The 19,105-nt window shown below is 68.5% G+C and carries 20 protein-coding genes; 6 read left to right on the top strand and 14 right to left on the bottom strand.

Annotated elements, in window-relative coordinates:
* Positions 1-56 precede the first annotated feature (56 nt).
* Genes trpA through trpC form a run of 3 tightly spaced genes read right to left on the bottom strand, consistent with a single transcriptional unit; the run spans position 57 to position 3,061 of the window.
* Positions 57-947 (bottom strand): tryptophan synthase subunit alpha, encoded by an 891-nt coding sequence (gene trpA, locus ACZ45C_RS07665; RefSeq protein ID WP_460560620.1) that lies wholly within the window; start codon positions 945-947, stop codon positions 57-59.
* Positions 948-2,261 (bottom strand): tryptophan synthase subunit beta, encoded by a 1,314-nt coding sequence (gene trpB / locus ACZ45C_RS07660; protein ID WP_460560618.1) that lies wholly within the window; start codon positions 2,259-2,261, stop codon positions 948-950.
* Positions 2,258-3,061, bottom strand: a complete 804-nt coding sequence (gene trpC / locus ACZ45C_RS07655) for an indole-3-glycerol phosphate synthase (protein ID WP_460560616.1) — start codon at positions 3,059-3,061, stop codon at positions 2,258-2,260. Before trpC ends, trpB begins: the two co-directional genes overlap by 4 nt.
* Before the next feature lie 138 nt (positions 3,062-3,199).
* On the opposite strand from trpC, the gene ACZ45C_RS07650 reads away from it, so the two are divergent.
* Positions 3,200-3,721 carry an MGMT family protein gene (locus ACZ45C_RS07650; protein WP_460560614.1) on the top strand — a complete coding sequence of 174 codons (522 nt, stop codon included), beginning with the start codon at positions 3,200-3,202 and terminating at the stop codon, positions 3,719-3,721.
* Between the two features lie 164 nt (positions 3,722-3,885).
* On the opposite strand, the gene ACZ45C_RS07645 is transcribed toward ACZ45C_RS07650, so the two are convergent.
* Complete coding sequence (locus ACZ45C_RS07645) at positions 3,886-5,088, bottom strand: redox-regulated ATPase YchF (protein WP_460560613.1); 1,203 nt, start codon at positions 5,086-5,088, stop codon at positions 3,886-3,888.
* Positions 5,089-5,241: 153 nt separating this feature from the next.
* Positions 5,242-5,499, bottom strand: coding sequence for a DUF5789 family protein (locus ACZ45C_RS07640; RefSeq protein WP_460560611.1), 258 nt, complete (start codon positions 5,497-5,499; stop codon positions 5,242-5,244).
* A 501-nt stretch (positions 5,500-6,000) separates the two neighbouring features.
* Here ACZ45C_RS07640 and ACZ45C_RS07635 point away from each other — a divergent pair.
* Together ACZ45C_RS07635 and ACZ45C_RS07630 are read left to right on the top strand one after the other, a co-directional pair.
* Positions 6,001-7,308 carry an MFS transporter gene (locus ACZ45C_RS07635; RefSeq protein ID WP_460560685.1) on the top strand — a complete coding sequence of 436 codons (1,308 nt, stop codon included), beginning with the start codon at positions 6,001-6,003 and terminating at the stop codon, positions 7,306-7,308.
* A 114-nt stretch (positions 7,309-7,422) separates the two neighbouring features.
* Positions 7,423-7,941, top strand: a complete 519-nt coding sequence (locus ACZ45C_RS07630) for a universal stress protein (RefSeq protein ID WP_460560609.1) — start codon at positions 7,423-7,425, stop codon at positions 7,939-7,941.
* On the opposite strand, the gene ACZ45C_RS07625 is transcribed toward ACZ45C_RS07630, so the two are convergent.
* Positions 7,938-8,969: a biotin--[acetyl-CoA-carboxylase] ligase gene (locus tag ACZ45C_RS07625; protein ID WP_460560607.1), complete on the bottom strand. Its 1,032-nt coding sequence runs from the start codon at positions 8,967-8,969 to the stop codon at positions 7,938-7,940. The genes ACZ45C_RS07630 and ACZ45C_RS07625 overlap by 4 nt on opposite strands.
* 271 nt (positions 8,970-9,240) lie before the next feature.
* Between ACZ45C_RS07625 and ACZ45C_RS07620 the strand changes: the two genes are divergently transcribed.
* Positions 9,241-9,831 carry a hypothetical protein gene (locus ACZ45C_RS07620; RefSeq protein WP_460560605.1) on the top strand — a complete coding sequence of 197 codons (591 nt, stop codon included), beginning with the start codon at positions 9,241-9,243 and terminating at the stop codon, positions 9,829-9,831.
* Between the two features lie 28 nt (positions 9,832-9,859).
* Here the strand turns inward: ACZ45C_RS07620 and ACZ45C_RS07615 are convergent, their stop codons facing one another.
* On the bottom strand, positions 9,860-10,807 hold the full coding sequence (locus tag ACZ45C_RS07615; protein WP_460560603.1) for a DMT family transporter: 948 nt from the start codon (positions 10,805-10,807) through the stop codon (positions 9,860-9,862).
* A 183-nt stretch (positions 10,808-10,990) separates the two neighbouring features.
* Here ACZ45C_RS07615 and ACZ45C_RS07610 point away from each other — a divergent pair, with 183 nt between their 5' ends.
* Positions 10,991-11,473, top strand: coding sequence for an Lrp/AsnC family transcriptional regulator (locus ACZ45C_RS07610; RefSeq protein ID WP_460560601.1), 483 nt, complete (start codon positions 10,991-10,993; stop codon positions 11,471-11,473).
* A 42-nt stretch (positions 11,474-11,515) separates the two neighbouring features.
* On the opposite strand, the gene ACZ45C_RS07605 is transcribed toward ACZ45C_RS07610, so the two are convergent.
* The 5 genes from ACZ45C_RS07605 to ACZ45C_RS07585 all read right to left on the bottom strand — a co-directional run bounded on the left by ACZ45C_RS07605 (position 11,516) and on the right by ACZ45C_RS07585 (position 15,746).
* Complete coding sequence (locus ACZ45C_RS07605) at positions 11,516-11,962, bottom strand: DUF5804 family protein (RefSeq protein ID WP_460560599.1); 447 nt, start codon at positions 11,960-11,962, stop codon at positions 11,516-11,518.
* 72 nt (positions 11,963-12,034) lie between these two features.
* Complete coding sequence (locus ACZ45C_RS07600) at positions 12,035-13,237, bottom strand: methionine adenosyltransferase (RefSeq protein ID WP_460560597.1); 1,203 nt, start codon at positions 13,235-13,237, stop codon at positions 12,035-12,037.
* A gap of 88 nt (positions 13,238-13,325) precedes the next feature.
* The gene (locus ACZ45C_RS07595; RefSeq protein WP_460560593.1) at positions 13,326-14,447 is read right to left on the bottom strand and encodes a pyridoxal phosphate-dependent aminotransferase; all 1,122 of its coding nucleotides are present in this window, start codon (positions 14,445-14,447) and stop codon (positions 13,326-13,328) included.
* Positions 14,448-14,595: 148 nt separating this feature from the next.
* The gene (locus ACZ45C_RS07590) at positions 14,596-15,336 is read right to left on the bottom strand and encodes a methyltransferase domain-containing protein (protein ID WP_460560591.1); all 741 of its coding nucleotides are present in this window, start codon (positions 15,334-15,336) and stop codon (positions 14,596-14,598) included.
* A complete protein-coding gene (locus ACZ45C_RS07585; protein WP_460560589.1) occupies positions 15,333-15,746 on the bottom strand; it encodes a nascent polypeptide-associated complex protein in 414 nt (137 codons plus the stop codon). The genes ACZ45C_RS07590 and ACZ45C_RS07585 overlap by 4 nt, the downstream gene beginning before the upstream one ends.
* Positions 15,747-15,962: 216 nt before the next feature.
* On the opposite strand from ACZ45C_RS07585, the gene ACZ45C_RS07580 reads away from it, so the two are divergent.
* Positions 15,963-16,736, top strand: coding sequence for a creatininase family protein (locus tag ACZ45C_RS07580; protein WP_460560587.1), 774 nt, complete (start codon positions 15,963-15,965; stop codon positions 16,734-16,736).
* Between the two features lie 34 nt (positions 16,737-16,770).
* On the opposite strand, the gene ACZ45C_RS07575 is transcribed toward ACZ45C_RS07580, so the two are convergent.
* Together ACZ45C_RS07575 and ACZ45C_RS07570 are read right to left on the bottom strand one after the other, a co-directional pair.
* Entirely contained in the window at positions 16,771-17,469 is a 699-nt protein-coding gene (locus ACZ45C_RS07575) for a 6-hydroxymethylpterin diphosphokinase MptE-like protein (RefSeq protein WP_460560585.1), read from the bottom strand.
* A gap of 195 nt (positions 17,470-17,664) precedes the next feature.
* Positions 17,665-18,993, bottom strand: coding sequence for a dihydropteroate synthase (locus tag ACZ45C_RS07570; protein ID WP_460560583.1), 1,329 nt, complete (start codon positions 18,991-18,993; stop codon positions 17,665-17,667).
* Positions 18,994-19,105: the final 112 nt, after the last annotated feature.

Genomic DNA, 19,105 nt, shown 5'->3' with positions numbered 1-19,105 from the left:
GGACGTATTGGCTCGAATCGACCGCGTGGTCGATCTCGCGGAGTGAACGCTCCCCGTCAGTGCGACTCGGCCGGCTCGACGCGAGCGGCGTAGCCGCGCTCGGCACCGTCTTTCAGCTCTCGCGAGAGCGCTTCCAGCCGGTCTGCGACCGCCTCGGTCGCGAGGCCGTTTTCGACGCCGTCCGCGACGATATCGACCAGCGCCGAGCCGACGATTATCCCGTCGGCACCGCCGGTGACGATGCGCTCGGCGTGATCCCCCGTCGAAATGCCGAACCCGACGGCCTTCGGCACGTCGTAGTCGGCGAGTCGACCGAGGCTCTCCGTGGTCTGGTCTGAGACGTCGTCGCGCGCGCCGGTCGTCCCGAGCCGCGCCTGCACGTAGACGTAGCCGGAGACCTGTCCCATGATCCGGTCGAGCCGCTCGCCGACGGTGGTTGGCGCGACGATGAAGACCAGATCGAGACCGAACTCGTCGCACGCCTCGCGCAGCGGGTCCGCCTCTTCGGCGGGGAGGTCGGGAACGACGAGTCCCTCGATCCCCGTGGCGGCCGCGCGCTCGACGAAGGGACGGGGGCCAGTTTCTTCACCATATTGATAAATGAGGTTGTAGTACGTCATGCAGACGAGCGGGGCGTCGACGTCGACCTCCTCCGCGAACCGGAAGAACCGGTCGGGGGTCATGCCGGCGTCGAGCGCTCGCACGAGCGCGCCCTGGATCGTCGGGCCTTCCGCGATCGGCTCCGAGAAGGGGAGCCCGAGTTCGATCACGTCCGCGCCGCCGCGGTCGAGCGCCTCGACGTACGCCTTCGAGGCCTCGTAGTCAGGGTCGCCGACGGCGAGGTACGGGATGTACGCCGGACCGTCGGCGAAGGCGGCGGCGATGGCCGCGGAGTTGCCGGTCTCCGCCTTCGTTTCCACGTCCGGTTCCGCGCGCTCTCCCGCCATTCAGATCCCCCCCGTGAACATCGACATATCGGGCGCCTCCGCGATGTCGCGTTTGTCCGTCTCCTCGATCGCGGCGTCGAGGTCCTTGTCGCCGCGACCGGAGACGTTCACGACGACGCGCTCGCCGAGCTCCTCGTGGTGCTCCTCCAGGAAGCCGAAGGCGTGTGCCGTCTCCAGGGCGGGTATGATCCCCTCGGTACGCGAGAGGCGGTGGAACCCCTCCAACGCGTCGTCGTCGTCGACGGCGACGGGGTTCACGCGCCCCTCGTCGACGAGGTAGGCGAGTTCGGGACCGACGCCGGCGTAGTCGAGTCCGGAGGAGATCGAGTGGCTCTCCATGATCTGGCCGTCGGTGTCCTGCAAGAGCTTCGTGCGCGCGCCGTGGAGGACGCCCTCCTCGCCCGTGTACAGCGACGCGGAGTTCGGGGCGACGCCCGCCTCCTCGTCGACCTCCAGCGTGGAGCCGCCCGCCTCGACAGCGTGCAACGCCACGTCCTCGTCGTCGACGAACGCCGCGAACGCTCCCATCGTGTTCGAACCGCCGCCCGCACAGGCGACCACGTCGGTCGGCAGGTCGCCGGACTTCTCGAGCGCCTGTTCGCGGGCCTCCTCCGAGATGACCGCCTGGAAGTCGCGGACCATCACCGGGAAGGGGTGCGGACCGACCACGGAGCCGATCACGTAGTGGGTCGTCTCGACGGTCGTCGCCCAGTCGCGCATCGTCTCCGAGATGGCCTCCTTCAGGGTGCCGCGGCCGGCCGTCACCGGGTTCACCTCGCTCCCGTTCAGCTTCATCCGGAAGACGTTGGGGCGCTGACGGTTGATGTCGCGCTCGCCCATGTAGATCTCACAGGGCATATCGAGGTGGGCGGCGGCCATCGCGGTCGCGGTGCCGTGCTGGCCCGCGCCGGTCTCCGCGATGATCCGCTCTTTGCCCATGTACTTCGCCAACAGGACCTGTCCGAGGGCGTTGTTCAGCTTGTGTGCGCCGCCGTGGAGCAGGTCCTCGCGCTTGAGGTACACCTCGCGATCGTAGCGCTCGGAGAGTCGGTCGGCCCGCTGGAGCGGGATCGGTCGTCCGCCGAAGTCCGCGAGCCGCTCGCGGAACTCGTCCATGAAGCCGTCTTCGTTGTTCAGGACGTAGCGCTCGTAGGCGTCGGTCAGTTCCTCGATCGCCGGCATCAACGCCTCGGGGACGTACTGGCCGCCGTAGCGGCCGAACTTCCCGTCGTCGCGGCCGCGCTCGCGACCGGGCCGTCGCGATGGCACCGCCGTGTCCGGTTCCTCAGCCGTTCGCGTGTCGGATTCGCTCATGTGGGTGTCTCCGTGTCCGTCTCCTCGATCGCGTCCGTCCCCGCGCAGGTCAGCGCTCGCGTGTTCGCCGTCACGTCGCCGTCCATGATCGCGCTGCCGACGAGCAGCGCGTCGGCCCCGGCGGCCCGCATCCGCCGGACGTCCGCCGGCGAGCCGATCCCGCTCTCGGCGACGAGCGTCACGTCGTCGGGAGCGTCGGGCGCAACCGACTCGAAGGTTTCGAGGTCGACCTCCAGTCTCACGAGGTCGCGGTTGTTCACTCCGACGAACGTCGCGCCCGCGTCGACCGCGGCGGCGAGTTCCGCGCGGTCGTGGACTTCGACGAGCACCTGAAACCCGCGGTCGCGGGCGGCCGCGAGCAGGTCCGGGAGGTCGTCGCCGACGAACCGCGCGATGAGCAGAACCACGTCGCTCTCGACGGCGTCGAGCTGCGACTCGGCGACGACGAAGTCCTTCCGGAGCACCGGCACGTCGACCGCCTCGCGGACGCGTTCGAGGGTGTCGACGCTCCCGCCGAAGTGCACCGGCTCCGTGAGCACCGAGAGCGCCGCAGCCCCGCCCGCGACCATCCCTTCGGCGAGGGCGACGGGGTCGTCCTCGCGGGTCCCCTCGGTCGTCGGACTCGTCGGCTTCACCTCGGCGATCACGGGCACGCGACCGTCCGCCTCGGCGCGGTCGAACGCGACGCGCAGGTCACGAGGGTCGACGTCCACGCGACCGGTTCGCCCCTCGGCCGCTCGCTCCCGGGCGGTCGCAAGTATCGACTCGACAGCCGGAGCCAGCGCGGAATCATCCTCCATTAGTGTACACTAATGCATGTATCTGTTCATAAGGCTTGCGGGCGGACGGCGGCCGATCGGCACCGGCGGTGACGGTCGGAGAGCGCGGAACTCCGGCTCACCCGTCGATTTAACCGTCGGGGCCGCCGAATGAGAGTCATGAAATCAACGGACGCCTCGGGTGTCTTCGCTCGACGCTTCGACGAGATCGGTCGCGCGGTCGAGGTCGGCTTCGCCGGCGGTCGCGTGATCGCGGTGTCGTTCCCGGCAGACCCGCCGGCCGACGCCGACGCGGACCACGCGCTGCTCGACCGGATCGGCACGTACCTGCGAGGGGAACCGGTCGATGACGGCGGTCCGTCACTCGGCGGCGAAGCCGAGCCGATCGACGACGGGACTGACCCGTTCGGCGACGTGCAGATCGGCCTCACGGTTCCGACGGACCGGCGGCGCGTCCTCGACGCGCTCCGTTCGGTCCCGTACGGTGAATCGATCTCGGTCAGTCGACTCGCGCGGTCGGCGGGTCTCGACGACAACGACCCCGACGACCTCGACGTCGTGACCCGGGCGCTCGACGAGAACCCGATCCCGATCCTGCTGCCGGACCACCGCGTGCAGGGAGGTCCGTACGCCACGCCGGGCGAGGTCCGCGAGGCGCTGCGGCGGATCGAGGGGCTGTGACCGGTCTCGGGCTCGGCGTGAGACGAGTCGGCGATGTCACGGACCGCCGCCGGCGACACGCAACCATCCAGACCGCACACTGTTCGCACTGACTCGCACACTGTTCGCACTGACTCGCACTCCCATTCTCTCAATCGGGTTCCGAATCGCGAGCGGGAATCGCGTCAGGGGGCCGCCTGCTTCGTCGATATCAGTTCGATCACGTCGCGGTGGGAGAGTTCGTGGTCGGTGCCGACCTGTCGGCCGCTCCGGCAGTCGGTGCCGTGGAGGAGCCCCTCGCCGATGTCCGAGTGGATGTGGAACGCGAAGTCCTCCGTCGTCGAGTCTTCGGGGAGGAGAAAGCAGTCGCGGAAGACGCCCTTCTCGTCTTTCGACCCGTTTGCGGAGCCCGGGAAGACGGCGATACAGCCGAGCACGTCGAAGACGGCGGCTTCGAGCGCGCCCTGCACGCCGGACCCGTCGTACTCGTCGACGAACTCGGCGATCTGATCGAGGCCGTCCGCCTGCTCGCCGGACACGTCGCCGGTCACGTCGAAGCCACGGTCTCCCGGCGTGTAGTCGACGACGCCGGCCTCGTCCGCGTTCTTCAGTGCCTTCTCGGCGTGGGCGCTAGCGGGGACGAAAGATAGGTGCTCGTAGTCGGGATCGCTCGTGATCTCCTCCCAGTTCGCCTGCGCCTCCGACGTGTCCATCTTGTTGGCAGCGACGACCATCGGCTTCGTCCGCTTGCGGATCTCGCGAGCGAGTTCAGCCTCGTCTTCGTCGTCCCACGTCTCGGGGTCGAGTTCGAGCCCCTGCGCTAAGATCACCTGTTTCATCCGGTCCTTGTCGATGCCGAACGCGGACATCTGTTCGGCCAGCTCCTCCTCGATCGCGGCGTCTGCACCGTGGTACCGCGTCTCGAACTTCTCGAGGCCCTTGCCGAGCACGTCGAGGTACCACTCGTCGAGTTCTTCCTCTAGGAAGTCGATGTCCTCGCGCGGGTCGTGTCCCTCGGTCGTCTCGCCCTCGATGTCCGTCTTCCCGGAGAAATCGACGACGTGGATCAACACGTCGGTCTCGTTGAGGTCGGTGAGGAACTGGTTACCGAGCCCGCGTCCCTCGTGTGCGCCCGGGACGAGCCCGGCGACGTCGACGAGTTTGACCGGGACGAAGCGGGTCCCGTCGCGGCAGACGCCGACGCTCGGCGTGCATGTCTCGTCGAACTCGGGGGCGGCGCAGTCGACGCGAACGTACGCCTCGCCGACGGTCGGGTCGATCGTGGTGAACGGGTACGCGCCCTCCGGCACGTCGTTCATCGTCGCGGCGTTGAAGAACGTCGACTTCCCCACGGAGGGCTTGCCGACGAGGCCGATACGGTAACTCATTGGACTCACTGCGCGAGCCACAGTAAAAAGCGATGCGAGACGCTCCGCGACGTGTGTACGGGTGACGCGGTCCGAGGCGACCGACGGGTCGGCGGTGCGCGCGTCGCGACGGAGGACGGGATCGGTGCCCGCTGCCGACACTCGCAGGTCCGATCAGGCGTCGCCGTCGGACTGGCCGGGCTCTCCCACCGCCTCGATAGGGAGGACGTTCTGGAGCGCGGTGTACGCGTCCTCGGCGCTCTCGAATTGCGCCTGGTCGACGTCACCGAAGAGATCGCCGAGATCGGCGTCACCGTCGGCGAACAGCACGGTCGTGCCGGCACACTCGTCGACGAGCGTCTCGCGGCTCGCCGGGTACGACCAGTCGCGGAGTTCGCCTTCGACGTGCGATAGGTTCACTTCATGGGTCATGTCATCGTGTTGGAGCGCCGATGACTTAACACCGCGCTCCGTTCCGGCCCGCGCGGCGATGCGTGCGAGTGCGGCCCGTTCCGGACCCATCCGATCCCGCGGTGGACGATTCGGCAGTTGGCACGTTTCGTCGTATCCGCCCTTTCAGGACGTGAGGCCAATTCATCATCAAAAACAGAGGTATTCAATGCGAGACATAGCCGAAAGCGTCACGTTTTCGGCCGAACACTTGCGTGCATTTTAAATTCTGCATCGAATCTTCAGAAAATATCTTGGGTCGCATCGGTATAGCTAAACGACCAACAAACAACCGAATATATTGTTCATTCACTCATCGATTCTCTTATTAAGGAAGTGTTTGTGTCTATACAACGTGAAAGACGCCATGTTTGACCACTTACTTCCGGAGGCGGTGCAGATGTGTACCGTATCGAGTCGTAGCGATCTGATCGGTCCCGCGGTCGACTGCGAGGTGATCGACGCGTGAAGAGTCCGATTCAGATGACGAAGTACCGGACGCTGCTGCTCGCGACCGTCGGATTCAACTTCTCGTTTCTCATCTGGTTCTCGTTCGCGCCGTTCACCGGAGGGATGGCCGAGGAGTTCTCCCTCACGACGGTGGAGATCGGCATCCTCGCGAGTTCGGCGATCTGGATGGCACCGTTCGGCCGCATCCTCACCGGGTGGCTCTCGGACCGGTTCGGCGCGCCGGTCATCTTCTCCATCGTTCTCGCGTACGTCGGCGTGTTCTCGATCGCCAGTGCGTTCGCGCAGGGGTACGGCGTGTTCTTCGCGACGCGGCTGATCGTCGCCACAGCGGGGATCACGTTCGTCATCGGCATCCAGCACGTCGCCGAGTGGTTCGAATCGGAGAACCTCGGGTTGGCCGAGGGGATCTACGCCGGGGTCGGCAACGCCGGGGCGGCGGGCGGTGCGCTCGTGCTTCCGCGGGTGTTCGGCACTGACTGGAGCGGACCGCTGTTCCAGACCAACTGGCGGGCCGCCTTCTTTTACACCGGGATCGTCTCCATCCTCCTCGCGGGCGTCTACTTCGTCTTCGGAGAGGCCGCAAAGAGCGACGAGAAGCGGCAGGCGACCAAAGAGAACGCGACGCTGCGGGGATGGCTCCACACGGCCACCCGGTACGGGACGGTCGTGCTCGCGGCCGCCTACATCATGTCGTTCGGCCTGGAGCTGTCGATGAACGGCTGGCTGGCCACCTACTACCGCGAGGGATTCAACACGCAGAACCTCGTGCTGGCGAGCACGTTCGCGGCGACGTTCTCCGTGGCGGCCGGGCTGCTCCGGCCGTTCGGCGGGTACATAAGCGACGTGCTCGCTCGGACCGAGACGAACATCCTCCCGATCTTCACGGGGCACTACCGCGAGCAGTGGACGTTCCTCGGACTCTGTTTCATCGTCGTGATGATGGTCGCGATGACGTTCGCCGGGCTCTCCGGCGTCGTCATGAACGCCGTGATCGTCGGCTTCCTCGTCGGTGCGGGCTGCGCGTGGGCCGAAGGGGCCATCTTCGCACAGGTACCGGCGATGTTCCCGAACAGTTCCGGAGCAGTGGCAGGCGTCGTCGGCGGCGTCGGCACCGTCGGCGGGATCGTCTACCCGCTGATCTACTCCGCCCCGTGGCTCGCTAACCTCCACGTGGGGTACTCGGTGACGGCGGTCACGATGGTTCCGATCGTCCTGCTCGCGGCGTGGGTGTTCCGGCCCGAGATCGCGACGGTCGCGAACACCGCCGGGTTCACCGACGCCGGTCCGGAGACGGGGTCAGTCACGCCCGGCGACGACTGAGGTCGGAGCACTCCCGTCCGGTTCTGGCCAGTTCCGACAGTTCCAGCCAGAGATCCCAGAACGCGCGTGGGGCAAAGCGTAATACCGTCGGCAATTTATGATACATGTGATCACATGGCACTCTACGATCGGATCCTCGTGCCGACCGACGGCTCTGCGGAGGGGATGCGGGCGGTCACGCACGCGCTCGATCTCGCGGCGGTTCACGGGGCAGTCGTCCACGCGCTGTACGTGATCGACACCGCGAGCTACGCCGGCATGCCTATGGACAGTTCGTGGGAGGGCGTGGGTGACCTCCTCCGAGACGACGCCGCGGAGGCGGTCGAAGCGGTCGAGGAACTCGCGGCCGAGACCGACCTCACCGTCGAGACAGCGGTCGCAGAGGGGTCGCCGAGCCGAGAGATCATCCGCCACGCGGAGGACGCCGGCTGCGACCTCATCGTGATGGGGACGCACGGTCGGGGCGGAATCGACCGGCTGCTGCTCGGGAGCGTCGCGGAGAAGGTCGTGCGCGGCTCGTCGATCCCGGTGTTGACGGTGCGACTCGACGGAACGGTACCGGACGGTCCCGGAACAGTGTCCGGTGGAGAGTCCGATGACGACGTCGTCGTCGACGGCGGCCCGACGGGCTAGGTGTCTGTGCTCCGGAGGTGTTCGCAGTCTCCGGCGTGGACGCGCCGGCTCCCCTCGGGCGTATCGATCACGAGCGCGCCGGGCGGCTCCACGTCGACGGCGGTGCCGACGACCGGGCCGTCCGCGGTGTCGACGCGCACGCGTCGCCCGAGCGTGCTCGCTCGCTCGCGCCACGCCGGGAGGACGCGGTCCATCCGATCCGTCGTTCCCGCGAGCGCGTGGAACCGATCGAGAAGGGTCACGGCGGCCCGCCGCCGGTCCACGGTGGTGTCCAACTCGGCGGCGAGCGAGGTCGCACCCGGCGGCAACGCTGCCGCGTCGACGTTAGCGTTGAGGCCGACCCCCACGACGAGCCACGACACGCGGTCGGCCTCTCCCTCCATCTCGGTGAGGATCCCGGCCAGTTTGCGTCCGCCGCGGCCTCGCGCGTCGGCGTCGCGGTTGGCCGCCTCTGCGTTTTCGGCGTCGCCGTCGACGGTAGCGTCCGCCGCCGGGTCCTCGCGGTCGCTGCCGACCAGAACGTCGTTCGGCCACTTGATGTGAGCGTCGAGGCCGACGGCGCGACAGGCGTCGACCGTCGCGACGGCGGCCGCGAGAGTGAAAAGCGGCGCGCGGGAGGCCGGCGCGACGGGCCGGGTCGCGAGCGAGAGCCAGACGCCGCCGCTCGGGGCGATCCACTCGCGGTTTAACCGTCCCCTGCCGCCTGTCTGTTCGTCGGTCACGACTGCGACTCCGTCGCTCCCGTCGATCGCGAGTTCGCGTGCGCGGTTGTTCGTCGACGAGAGGCTGTCGTGGTACTCGACGGTGTACGGCGCGTCGAGGCCGAACTCGATGCCGGGTCCACAGTAGCCTGGATCGTCGGGTGCGACGTATCCCGCCGCGGTCGATTCGATCGCGAATCCCGACTCTCGGAGTTCCTCCACCGCCTTCCATATCGCCGTCCGCGAGACGCCGAGATCGTCGGAGAGAGCCGGCCCCGAGACCGGACCGTCCGCGAGGGCATCGAGGAGCGCGCGACGCGTGTCCATGCCGTGGGAGTCGACGTCGGGACCGAAAGCCGTTCCGGGTAACGGACACACGGATCTCCATCCGGGCCGCCTCGGACCGATCGCCGATTCCCGATGCGCGATCGAGACGCGAGACACCGGGTTTCCGGTGAAACGTCGCGTGGTATCGAGGACCGTGGGTGGACCGTCTGCGGCCGGACTCACCGGCTCGGGTTCGACGATCTTCACACCTGACACCGTCGACGCGCTGCGTGGGCACAAGAGCCAAGGCCTCGCGCCCGAACGCTCGGGTATGCAACCCTCCAAGGAGCGCGAGTCGTCGGGCGGGGACCCGATGGACGACCTCGACGACCTCCTCGACGACGACCTCGCTGAGGGGAACTCGGGAGCGTCGTCCGGGGGCGACGCGACGGCCGACAGCGCGACCGCGAGCGACGCAGCTGCGGGCAACGCGTCCATCGGCGATTCCGCGGCGAGCCGTGCGGGTCGGATCGGCGTGAGCGGCCGGTGGTTCTCCGCGAAGGCGTTCGCGATCGCGCTCGCCGTGGCGGCCGTCGCGACGTTCGTCGTCGGCGCGGTCCCGCTCGTCGGCGGCGCTATCGGCTCCGTCGGTGGGATCTTCGTCGCGGGGTTCGTGCTCGGGGCCGTCCTCTCGTCGCGGCGGTACGTCGAGGCCGGACTGGCAGGGGCGGTCGCGGGTGCCGGAACCGCCGTGACGAGCGTTCTCGGTGTCGGATTCCTCCCGATCGGGATCGATTACCTCCAGCAGTGGGGCCCGTCGCTGCTCGCGATCGGCGGGGGGCTCGGACTCGCTGTCGCGCTGCTCGGACACTACCTCGGACGCGACCTCCGCGCGGGACTGACGGCCGACATCGGCGAGTGACCGACTCGGGGCTCAGATTGCGGATCGACTACCTGAGCAGCCGATCCACGTCTCCGTCGACCCCGACGTACGCGGCGATCTCGTGGCGTTCGAGCGCGAGGAACCCCGCGAGGATCGCGAGGAATCCCAAGACGGCTTCCGCTTCGATGAGCTGTCCGAGGAGCGCCCAGCTTCCGACCGCCGCGACGACCGGCTCCGCGTAGCCGACGAGGTGCAACTGGGCCGGCCCCACCGTGTCGAGCAGCGCGAAGTAGATCAGGAAGGCGACGACTCCGGACAGCAGCGTGAGGTACGTTAACGACGCAACGGTGGTGGCGTTCCAGACGATCGACGCGGGCGACTCGCCGAGCAGTCCGGCACCGACGAACAGCTGGCCGGCCCCGAGCACCATCGCCCACCCCTGAAGCGCGGCGACCGGGAGGTCGGTGCGAAGCGGCCGGAGCAGCACCGCGCCGAGCGAGAACGCGACCGCACCGGCGAACGCGAGCGCGACGCCGAGGAGGGCGGAGCTTCCGAGGCCGGATGAGACCGGATCGGCGATCACGACGACACCGACGATTCCGAGCGCGAACCCGCCGATCTCGACGGGACCGAGCCGCTCTCCCGGGAGCAGCGCGGCCGCGAACGTCGCGGTCAACACCGGCGAGAGGCTCACAATGACGGCCGCGACCGCGCCGGAGACATACAGCTCGCCGACGTACAACAGCCCGTGATACGCCGCGATCACGAACGTGCCGGCCACGGCTACGCCGAGCCACTCGTCGCGGCCTCGGGGCACGAAGCGGTCGGAGACGATGACGGCGAACGCCAGCACGATCGTGCCGGCGACGGCATACCTGACGCCCGCGAATAGCAGCGGCGGGAAGTAGTGGAGGCCGGCCTCGATGGCGACGAACGAGGTCCCCCACAGCGTCGCGAGGAGGACGAACGCCCCCGCGATCGATTCGGACGAAGAAATCGGCGATCGCAGATTCATTGGTTGTCAGTTCGAAATACACAGAGATAGTTAAACTACACTCTCGAATGACCTCTATTTTAGGATGAACAATCACACATTTGAATACAGTGCAACTGTCTCTCGAAATACGGCGTCGTATTCGCACTCGACTCCAAGTATGTCGGTCGAAATATATACGGGTCCGTCACGCGAAGCGGGGGTATGGACGAGCGCGACGTGCGGTTGGTGAAGGCCATCTCCGACCTGGGCACGGGGAGCCCGGAGCGACTTCACGAGGAGACGGGCATTCCGGTGTCGACGATCCACTACCGGTTGAACAACCTCCGGGAGTCGGGAGTGATCGAGAACGACCTGTACGACCTCGACCACGAGGCGCTGGGGCTCGGGGTGACCGTCATCGTCGAGGTGCTCGCGGACTACGACGGCCCCTACGAGGAGTTCGCCGACGAGCTGCTCGGGGTCGAGGGGGTCACGGAGGCGTTCTTCACGATGGGTGAGACGGATTTCGTCGTGCTCGCCCGGCTCTCCTCGTCGGACACCGTCGAACGGCTGATAAGCGACTTCGAGGCGATCCCCGAGGTAGAGCGCACGAACTCGACGTTCACGATCGCGACCCTGCGCGACGAACCGCGCGCGCCGGCGACCTACGAGCTGGAGACGCTCGTCGAAGAGTTGACCGACTGAGGGTCCGGCCGAGCGCCCGCGTCGCCGGCCCGCAGTCCCCGCTCACCCGTCGAACTCCGACTCGCTCACGCGGACGACGAGCGTCTCGTCGGCTCCGTCGTACGTCGGCGTGTCGCCCTGCGTCCGGCGCACGTACCGCGGATCGACGGGCTCGCCGTCGACGAGGCCGAACACCTTCAGTCGCTGGTCGGTCTCCTCCGGCGGGATCGCCCCGTCGCGTACCGCCCGAGCGAGGTCGCGGGAGAGCCACTCGTCGGTCGATATCGACGGCTCGCGGACGATCGCCTCGTCGACGAAGCGCACGAGGTACCAGTTGAGATCGTTCAGAAGCGAGACGGCCGCGCCCAGACTCACCGTGTCGACCGCGAGGCTGTTCGCGAACGGCTCCTCGATGTCGTAGGTCGCGAGCGCGTCCCGCGCCGTCTCGCGGGACAGCAGCTCGTAGGTGAGATCGACCGCCGGATCGCCGAGGAGACACACCCGCGTCACACGCGATCGGAGTCGCCCGCTCGTCAAATCGGTTGCGGTCGCACGGTCGCGATCCGGATGTTCCAGATCGACTCAGAACGTCGAGGCGTCGCCCTCGATGACGCTGCGGGTGACGTCCGTGACGTCGGCGAGTTCCCTGTTGACGATGGCGACGACCTCGTCTTCGATCTCCGCGAGGTCGACCCCGTCGGCGGTGACGATCTGCGCGTCGGCGACGTGCGGCTCGTCGATCGGGCGGCCGATCTGCGAGAGCAGCCGGACCTGCAGGTCGCGGATCCCGTCGACCTCGGCGGTGACCGACTCGGCGATCCGCGTCGACAGCAGGTTGTAGATCTTCCCGATGTGGTTGACGGGGTTCTTCCCCGAGGTGGCCTCCATCGACATCGGCCGATTCGGCGTGATGAGCCCGTTCGCGCGGTTGCCGCGGCCGACGGAGCCGTCGTCGCCCTGCTCGGCGGAGGTGCCGGTGACGGTGAGGTACACGGACCCTTCGTCGTAGTCGTCGGCGGTGTTGACGTCGACGTTGACCTCGCGGTCGGTGCGGCGCTTCGCCAGGTCCGTGACGAACTCCCGAACGTCGCTCACGGCGTCGTCGTAGTCGTCGAGCCCGTCGACGTGTTGGTCGACCATCGCGGCCGCGACCGTGATGTCGATCCGGTCGCCCTCCCGTTTGCCCATGATCTTCACGTCGGGGCCGAGTTCGGGGTGCTCGTCGTGATACGTCGTGTTGAGTTCGCGCTCCGCCTCGGAGACGATCGTCTCCGTCTCGGTGAGCGGGGCGTGGCCGACGCCGAACGACGTGTCGTTGGCCATCGGGACCTGTTGGGTCTCCTCGCCGAAGACGTCTTGAAGATCGCCCGACCCCTCGCCCAGTTTCACGTCCACGACGACATCGGTCCCGTACTCCAGTTCCGGGATCGCCTCGGCGAGGTACTCGCGGGCGGCCGCCAGCGCGGTCGAATCGACCGGGAGCTGTTGGCCGTCGTACTCCTTCGTGGCGCGGCCGACGATGAGCAGGTAGATCGGCTCGACGACTTCGCCGCCGCCGTAGGCGGGCGCGGCGCGGCCCGCGACCAGTTGCGTCTCGTCGGTGTTGTAGTGGAGCACCTTGCCGACGCGGTCCAAGTAGAGCTGTGAGAGCGCCCGCGAGACCGATTCCGCGACGCCGTCGCAGATCGAGTCGGGATGACCGATCCCCTTTCGCTCGACGATCTCGACCTCCTGGTCCTCGACCGCCTGCCGGTCGAGGCGGCTGACCTGAATGTTCCGGTCCATTAGCGACTCGTACTCCGCCGGCGACAGTATAACTTGCGGAAACCTCCGGGCGTCAGTAAATGCGCGTGACGAATATTCTGTCGCGCGATCAGTTTACGGCTGCGTAGGCATCGGCCATCACGTCGAGGGCCTCGCGCAGTTCGGCCTCGTCGGTCGCGTACGAGATCCGTGCGTGGCCGGCCCCGTGCTCGCCGAACGCCTCGCCGGGCACCACGACCACGCCGCGGTCCAGACACTCCTCGACGAATCCCTCGGGGACGCGGGGCATCGCGTAGAACGCTCCCTGCGGCGTCGGACAGTCGATCCCGATATCGGCCAACCCCTCCAACACGAGGTCGCGCCGGCGCTCGAAGGAGTCGGTCATCTCGTCGACGATCGCCCGGTCGCCGCGCAGGGCGGCCTCGGCCGCATATTGGGCGGGGGCCGACGCGCACGCCTGCGCGTACTGGTGGACGCGCAGCATGCGCTCGACGCGCTCTCCCGACCCGTACACCCAGCCGAGCCGCCAGCCCGTCATCGAGAACAGCTTCGACGCGGAGTTGACGACGACGACGTTGTCGGTCTCGGCGAACTCGATCGGCGAGCGGTGCTCGCCGTCGAACACCGTGTACTCGTACACCTCGTCGGAGACGCAGAGCACGTCGTGCTCGTCGGCGATCCGCGCGAACTCGCGGACGTCCGTCTCGGAGGAGACCGCGCCGGTGGGATTGCCGGGGGAGTTCACGACGAACGCCGCGGTGTCCTCCGTTATCGCCGCCTCGATCGCGGCCGGGTCGATCGTGAGGTCGTCGCGGAGCGGGACGGGGACCGGCTCGCCGCCCGCGAGCTTCGTCAGCGCGTCGTAGGAGACGAACCCGGGGTCCGGGATCAGCACCTCGTCGCCGGCGTCGACGTGCGCCTCTAAGGCGATGTGAAGCGCCTCGCTGCCGCCCGCGGTGGCGATCACGTCGTCCGCGTCGAGGTCGATCCCCTGGTCCGCTCGGTGTTTCTCCGCTACCGCCTCGCGCAGCGATCGGGTCCCCTTGTTCTCGGTGTAGGCGTCCGCCTTCCCGGCCTCGATGGCGTCCACGGCGGCCCGTCGCGCGTGCTCCGGCGTCGGGAAATCGGGCTGTCCGAGCCCGAGGTTGATCGCGTCGTCGCCGGCCGCCTCGAACACCTCGCGGATCCCGCTGATGGAGATCCGTTCGACTCGATCGGAGAACGTCGTCATACGCGTTCGGGGGTACCGCCGGCAGTTAGGTCTTGTCACGTCGCGTCAGCCGGTCGCACTGCGCCGATCGGCGGTCGGTGACGCGTCGTGCGTGGCTCCGCGCGTCCGAACACCAGGTAGCGCGCGTCCCGGTCAGCGTGCGCGCTGATCAGGGCGCGCGTCCGAACACCAGGTAGCCAGTGTGGCCCACGCCCGCGGTCGACGGGCGGGAGCCGCGGTCGGAGAAGTCCATCTCGCGCTGGATCGTCTCCAGCGTCTCGATTCCCTCGAACCCGGCCTCGCGAGCGGCGAGCGCGGCCTCACGAGTCCCCTCGACGAACGGCGAGTAGACGGCGAAATATCCACCCGAGACGAGCAGGTCGGTTGCGCGTTCGACGATCGTCGGCGCGTCGCCCGTGTCGAGCGTGAGCGCGTCGAACGGCTCCCCGTCGGCGAGGTCGTCGAGCGCCTCGGCGAGGTCGCCGGCGCGGACCTCGACGCGGTCGGCGACGCCCGCGGTCTCCATGTTCGCGCGAGCGACCTCGGCGAACTCGGGATCGACCTCGTAGGTGGTCACGTCGGCCCCCGTGCGTCCGAGGTAGGCGGAGAGGATCCCCGTCCCCGTGCCCGCGTCGAGGACGCGGTCACCGCCCGAGATACCGGTGTGACCCATCACCAGCCCCACGTCGCGCGGCATCATCGGCGCGCCCGTCCGTTCGAGGTGGGCGAACAGGTCGGGGCCGCGAAGCTCGCGGACCTCGAAGGCGGTCCCGAGGTGCGTCTCGACGGTGTCGCCGGCCGCGACGTCCTCCGGGACCTCGATCACGCCGAGGTCGGTGCCGAACTCCTCGCCCGGCTCCAGGAGGTACTCCCGGTCGCCGTGGACCAACAGGTACGCGGCGTCCGTCACTCCAGCTCCGCGATGGCGGCCGCGAGGTCGCCGTCGGCGTCTTCCAAGGCCTCCCGGGCCGTCGACTCCGGAACGCCGGCGCGCTCGGCGACGAGCGTCACGTCCTCCTCCGGGATGGCGTCGACCACGCCCGCGTCCCGAGCCGTCGCGTCCGGATCGTCGCCCTCGACGGCGGGCGTGCTCGCGCTTCCGCCCGCGCCGGCGTCCGCGACCTCCTCGGGTGACCCGACGATCTGGTAGGTCTCCTGGCCCTGCGCGTCCATCTTGGTGACCTGGGCACCGTCGAAGACGAGGTCGCCGTCGGCCGTCTCGATGACGACGCGCTCGGCTTCGAGCTCCTCGACGTCGATCCCCATCTGTTTCATCATCTGTTTCATCTTCCGCGGATTCATGCCGCCTCCTCCAAACATGGGCGCCAATTCGGCTGGACGGCACAAAAAGGGTGACGACACGGAACGACGGACGAATACACGAGACGACGGACGAGGACAGGAGATGACTGACGAGGACTCGGCCCGCCGTCGCCCCGCCGGTTCCGGCCCCTCGCGTCGTCGGCTCTGTTCGTCAGTTCCGGTTCGTCCCGCCGAAGGCGGCGGTTTGATACGTCCCGACCGCGACCCGTCGATATGTACGTCGCCGACCAGACGTGGCCGGACCTGCGCGAGGCGCTGTCGGAGGAGTCCGTCGCCCTCGTCCCGCTCGGATCGACCGAACAGCACGGACCGCACCTCCCGCTCGCGACCGACCACCTGATCGCCGAGGGGCTCGCCTCCGCCGCCGCCGAGGAGACCGGAGTCGTCCGCACGCCGACGATCACCGTCGGCGTCAGCCCCCATCACCGCCAGTTCCCCGGCACCATGTGGGTCGACGCGCCGGAGTTCCGCGACTACGTCGAGAGCTTCACCCGCCACCTCACCTACCACGGGATCGACCGCGTCGTCTACGTGAACGCCCACGGCGGCAACGTACAGCACCTCCGCGAGGTCGGCCGCCGACTCCACGAAGACGGAACGGCGTACGCGATCGAGTGGATGTGGGACGAGTCGATCCCGGAGCTCGTCGACGACCTGTTCGAGCACAACGGACCCCACGCCGGCCCGAAGGAAACCGCGATGATCACGCACCTCGCGCCCGAACTCGTCCGCGACGACCAGTTCGAGAACGCCCGCGACGACGGGCTCGTCGACCTGGAGGGGGCCGAGACGATGGTCCACGGTGCTCGGACGTTCTACGACTCGATCGACAACTCGGCGAACGGTGCCTTCGGCGACCCGACAGACGTGACGCCCGAGAAGGCCGAACGGCTGTTCGAGGCTGCGGCCGACCAGCTCGTCCAGCTGACCGAGTGGCTCGACGCGCGAGACCGCGACGAGCTGCTGCCGAAAGACCGGGTAGCGTGATCCTACCGCCGGGAGAGCGTCCCGTCGGGTAGCGCTACCGAACGACTCCGTCGAGCGCCGCGTCCAGCTCGTCGCGGTCCCGGCCGTCGAGGACCCCGAACCGCTCCCCGCGTCGCCGTTCGAGCCAGCGCAACAGCCGCGCGGCCCACTCGAGCTTTCGCGCCTTCATCGGTCCCACGCCCGGGTCGTCGAAGTCCCAACCGGGGAAGACGAGCCGACCGGCTCCGACGTGGTCCGCGAGGAACGCGGCGCGGTCACCGTCCGTGAATCCGCCGAAGTTTCGAACGGGACCGACCGGAGCGGCCTGCGTCGTCGCCAGCGTCCACGACGACTCGAAGCGCGGGAGCCACTCGCGGACCGCGGGAACGTTGTCTCCGTGTGCGTGCGCCGCGACCGGAACGCCCTCACGGGTCAGTCTCGCCGCAGTCTCCGGATTCTTGTCGAGGTCGGTCACCATGCAGTCGACGGCCACGCCGCGGTCCGCGAGGACGTCGGCGGCGGCGGAGGCGGCGACGACGACGTCGGCGTCGCGCGCGAGGGCGACGTCGTCCGTGAGACGGGGTGCCGCGCCGGCGACGGCGACGGTCTCGCCTCGCCAGTCTCCGAGCCTGTCGAGCGGGAACGGCGTCGAACGCGCCGCGGCGACGTCGCGGGCGCGCTCGTCGGCCTCGCGGCCGAAGCCGAAGTCCGCGAGGATCGCCTCGTAGGCCGGCTCGAACGCCTCGAAGTTCACCGCCCACTCACCCCGGGCGCGAGACGAACGGACCCGCCGGTGGCCGGGCAACGTGTCGTCTCCGATTGCGACGCGCAGCGCTGCCGCTCGCGGGTTCGAATATGGTATGGACCGGAGTAGCACAGAGTACCCCTACCCGCGTGCCCCTCCGGCGTCCACTGGATGGGTTGTCTGCACGATGGCATAAACTTTCTCTTACCTTGAGGCCGCATCGATCGATTCGAGTGCGGCGTCGAGAGCGTTTGAGACGCCGGATACGGCCGTTTTAACCCCAGCGGTCGCGGCTGGCGTTCCGACGAGGATACCGGCACGCGGAGGTGACCCGCGATCGGCGTCCGATCGGTCGACCGGGCGTCGGTCATCCGGGCTTCCGCCGTCGGCCGCCGACGGCGGGATCGTCGCCTCGGGGTCGACTCCCGCGACCGCGAACGCCGCTCCGGTGGCCTCGGCGGCGAGGGACCCGGTTCCGACGGCGGACGCGCCGGGCGTGTCGGACGCCGTGGACTGGACGGTCGTCGCGGCCCGGAGTGCGCCGATCATCTCGTCGGTCAGCCCGCCGAGTTCGTAGGTGCGGACGACGGCGTCGCCGGCGACGGAGCGGTCGGCGTCGAGCCGGTCGAGGTGGCGTTCGGCCTCGCGGACCGTCGTCACGTCCAGCTCCTCGACGGTGACCGTGTCGTCTCCCCGTGTCTCGGCCGGGCCGGTGTCGACTCGATCTCGGGTGAACTCCGCGCCGACGAGCGCCGCGTCGCGCGTCTCGGCCACGTCGTGGGTGCGGATAACGTGTGCGCCGCGTTCGACCGCCATCGAGGTGGCCGCGAGCGAGACAGGGAGCGCCTCTTCGGTCGTCCGCCCGGCGATCGTCTTGAGGAAGCTCTTGCGGTTGATCGAGACGAGCAGCGGGCGGCCGTAGCCGCGGAACTCCCGCAGCCTGTGGAACGTCTCGCGGTCGTCGGCGTGGGTCTTCGCCTCGGACCAGCCGCCGAAGGCGGGATCGAGGATCGTCTTGTCGGTGAACCCGTTTCGCGAGAGCGCCTCGTATATATCATCGACGTCCTCGATCGCGCCCGGCCGCTCCAGGTCGGGCGGCGAGGCCATCTTCGAGACGGCGGCGTCGTGCTCGCGACAGACGCGGGGCATCTCCGGGTCGGCGAACCCGCAGATGTCGTTGACCATGTCGAAGCCGCGCGAGAGCGCTTCGTCGGCGACCTCGTGGTTGCGGGTCTCGATCGACCAGACGGCGTCGCCGCCGGTCGATTCCAGCGTCTCGACCGCGGTGTCGAGCCGCTCCAGTTCCTGAGCGGCCGAGAGCACCTCAAGGTCCTTGTTCGCCGATTCGAGTCCCACGTCGACGATGTCCGCGCCTTCACCGATCAGTTCCTCGTCGACGTACTCGGCCGCCTCGCCCGGGTCGTCGTACACGCTCGGGTCGTACGGCGACTCGGCGGAGACGTTGAGCACGCCCATGATCCGCGGCGGGTGGTCGTCGCCGATCCCGAGCCCCGCGGCGTCCACGTTTCGCATACGCTCACCACGGACGCGAGCGATATAAACGGGGCGAGTACCCGACGCGCTCGCCGGAGGTCCGTCCGCCCTTGAGCGACGATCGGCGATCCGTGTCGGATACGGCTCTCTC

This window comes from Halorubrum pallidum (genome assembly GCF_055380345.1).
Note: the sequence above shows the minus strand (reverse complement) of the source record. Positions and strands in the feature narration are given on the sequence as shown.